The following is a 3,372-nucleotide window of genomic DNA, read 5'->3' on the forward strand; positions in this document are numbered from 1 at the left end:
GCAATAGCCTCGGCTACAGCCTCTTTCTTGTCGTTGCCGCCTGGATTATCCTGAACGGCGCTGTTCGCTTCCGGGCTTTGTTGAGCGGCTTTCTTCGCTTTGGCTCGGGCCAGTGCCGCAGCGATGGCCGCTTTTTTCGGATCTTGTTCGACTGCGTCAGCGGCGCTGGAGGTTTCCACCTCTGTTGCCTTTTGAGCTTTACGCTCTCTGGCCTGACGCTTGCGCTCTTCGCGCAGCTTGGCCATTTCCGAATTATCCGGCTCTGCCTGACCTGACTTAGCGGCTTCCGCTTGTTTGGCCTTAGCCCGGGCAATGGCTGCAGCCACTGCCGGCTTGACTTCGCTAGTTGAACTGGTATTGGCTTTCTGTGCTTTGACTCGCTCGATCGCGGCAGCGATGGCGTCATCTCCGCCCGATGTTTTCATCTGTTTGCGACGATCGTCCGCCGCTTTCTTAAAGCGATTCTCACGATCGGCTTTCTCTCGCTCAAGGCGAGCTTTTTTCTCTTCAAAGCGAATTTTTGCACGTTCAGCGGCTTCCGACTCTAGCTTGCGAGTGCGTATTTCCGCTTTTGCCTGACGATAATATTGCACCAGAGGGATTTCGCTAGGGCAGACGAAGGCACAAGCGCCACATTCAATACAGTCTTTTAGGTTGAGCTCCTCACATTTATCGTACTCCTGCGATTTTGCATACCATTGTAACTGTTGTGGTAACAGTGATGCCGGACAAGCTTCTGCACATTGGCTACAGCGTATACAGGCCATTTCATGCGAGCGAGGGTCAATTTCACGGAAGGTCGGAGCAAGAATACAGTTAGCCGTCTTGGTGATAGGAACGTCGGCGTGAGGCAGAGTAAAGCCCATCATAGGGCCGCCCATGATCAATCGCGGTGCTTTTTTATCTGCCTTGTATCCAAACTGATCGAGTAGGAACTGAACTGGAGTACCGATCAATGCCCAAACATTTCGTGGCTGACTAAATGTCTTACCCGTTAATGTCACGACGCGCTCTAGCAGCGGTTCACCATGACACACCGCCCTTTTTATTGCGTAGGCGGATCCGACGTTTTGTACCATCAAACCGATATCGGCGGGAATGCCGCCGACCGGGACTTCCAGATTGGTCAGAATCTTTATAAGTTGCTTTTCGCCACCGGACGGATATTTGGTTGGGATTACCCGGATCACAATATCTTCAGAGGCAGCGGCTGATTCAAGCGCTTTGATGGCATCCGGTTTATTATCTTCAATCCCTATCACAGTCAGTTTTGGCTGAAGAATATGCTGAAGAATCTTGATTCCTTCGATGACGTCACTGGCGTAATCTTGCATCAGACGATCATCTGCAGTGATGTATGGTTCACACTCTGCAGCATTAAGGATCAAAATTTCAGTACGCTGCAAGCCGGACTGGATTTTTTTTGCAGTAGGAAAACCAGCGCCACCCATACCTGAAATACCGGCAAGGCGAATGGTCTCAATCAGAGACTCGGGAGATTCTTCGAGGTAGTTATGGATTGGTTCCAGCGTTATCCACTCATCTTTCAAGTCTGCTTCGAGAACAATACACAAGTCACTCAAGCCTGAAGGGTGTGCAATGGTTCGTGGTTCAATCGCTTTGATGATGCCTGAAGTAGGGGCGTGCACGGGAAGCATGAATGCCGCATTAACCTGACTTAAAGGCTGCCCCTTAAGAACACGCTCGCCAACCTTAACTAGCAGATCCCCCGGCTTACCGATATGTTGCTTTAGCGGAATGACGAGTTCATCCGGCACAGCAGCTTTGGCGATGGCTACTGTATTTGAAAGTTTTTTATTTTCCTCAGGATGAACACCTCCAGGGAAGTCCCACAATGAGCCAGTCTTTATTTGTTCGATTAGTGATAGCATGACTCCCCCTAATTACCGCTTTGTTGTGAATGAGGTTCGGTAATGTTCACTACAGGAATAGCGTCTAGCTGCCACTTCCAAGTCTCAGTCGTGGTTTCTACAGGAATCATCTCAATACAATCGGTCGGGCACGGTGCGACACAAAGATCGCAACCTGTACACTCATCTTTAATTACAGTGTGTAAGGCCTTAGTGCCGCCAACAATGGCGTCGACAGGACAAGCCTGGATACACTTGGTGCACCCGATACACATATCTTCATGGATAAAGGCTACTTTCTTAACAGATTTTTCTGCATCGTGAGCGGAATCTTCTACCTCGACCCCCATCAAGTCAGCCAACTTTTCAATGGTCGCCTGACCACCAGGAGGACACTTATTAATAGCGTCCCCATTGGCAATTGCTTCAGCGTAGGGTCGACAACCTGGGTAACCGCACTGTCCGCATTGCGTTTGCGGCAAGATACTGTCGATTTGGTCGACGATAGGGTCCGCTTCGACCTTAAACTTAATCGATGCAAAACCAAGAACGGCGCCAAAGACGGCGGCGAGAATGACGAGGGCAATAATGGCGATAACAATGGTACTCATTACAACTTCACCAACCCTGTAAAGCCCATGAACGCCAGGGACATCAATCCTGCAGTAATCATCGCAATAGAGGCGCCTTTAAAGGGGGCAGGGACATCTGCAGCCGCAATACGCTCCCGCATGGATGCAAACAGTACCAGCACCAGAGAAAAGCCAACAGCTGCTCCAAAACCATAGACAATGGATTCAATGAAGTTGTGATTTTCATTGATGTTCAACAGAGCCACACCAAGGACGGCGCAGTTTGTGGTGATGAGTGGCAGGAAAATACCCAACAGTCGGTACAGTGTCGGACTGGTTTTGTGCACGACCATTTCAGTGAACTGAACGACAACTGCGATAACCAGAATAAAACTCATGGTTCGCAGATATTGGATACCCAAAGGCAGCAAAACGTATGTTTCGACGAGGTAGGCACATACAGAGGCAAGCGTTAGCACGAACGTCGTGGCTAATCCCATGCCGATTGCGGTCTCAAGCTTTTTAGATACCCCCATGAAGGGGCACAAGCCGAGAAATTTTACCAGTACGAAATTGTTGACGAGAACAGTACCCACCAACAACAAGAAATATTCGGTCATAATAATAAGTGTAAAGAACTCCGATCCCGATATTATCCTGCTTTGTGCCGCGAATAACAACCTGTGAAATCTATGGTTTTGCCTGTTTGTACGAAAAGTATAGGCGTTTGGGCTAAAAACGAAAAAGCCGCGTCTTGCCACACGGCTTATTCTGAATTTGGCTCCCCCTGCGGGACTCGAACGTGGTCGACCGGATTCGGGCGGCGAGCTCTGAGACATAAAATCCAAAATGGATTTCTGTCGCTCAGATACGAAAAAGCCGCGTCTTGCGACACGGCTTTCTCTGAATTTGGCTCCCCCTGCGGGACT

At 49.6% G+C, this 3,372-nt stretch carries 3 protein-coding genes; all 3 read right to left on the bottom strand.

The annotated features are described in order from the left end of the window. Positions 1 to 1,892, bottom strand: a 1,892-nt coding sequence (gene rsxC, locus C4S60_RS23365) for an electron transport complex subunit RsxC (protein ID WP_103882945.1), incomplete at its 3' end; no start/stop codon positions are given. Positions 1,893 to 1,900: 8 nt separating this feature from the next. Next, positions 1,901 to 2,482 carry an electron transport complex subunit RsxB gene (rsxB, locus tag C4S60_RS23370; RefSeq protein WP_103882947.1) on the bottom strand — a complete coding sequence of 194 codons (582 nt, stop codon included), beginning with the start codon at positions 2,480 to 2,482 and terminating at the stop codon, positions 1,901 to 1,903. Then, positions 2,482 to 3,063, bottom strand: coding sequence for an electron transport complex subunit RsxA (rsxA, locus tag C4S60_RS23375; protein WP_103882949.1), 582 nt, complete (start codon positions 3,061 to 3,063; stop codon positions 2,482 to 2,484). Before rsxA ends, rsxB begins: the two co-directional genes overlap by 1 nt. Positions 3,064 to 3,372: the final 309 nt, after the last annotated feature.

Source organism: Vibrio hangzhouensis (assembly GCF_900107935.1).
GTDB lineage: Bacteria > Pseudomonadota > Gammaproteobacteria > Enterobacterales > Vibrionaceae > Vibrio > Vibrio hangzhouensis.

What these genes read in the sequence shown, in the direction of transcription:
- rsxB (WP_103882947.1), bottom strand. Translation starts at nt 2,482, where the DNA reads ATGAGTACCATTGTTATCGCCATTATTGCCCTCGTCATTCTCGCCGCC.
- rsxA (WP_103882949.1), bottom strand. Translation starts at nt 3,063, where the DNA reads ATGACCGAATATTTCTTGTTGTTGGTGGGTACTGTTCTCGTCAACAAT.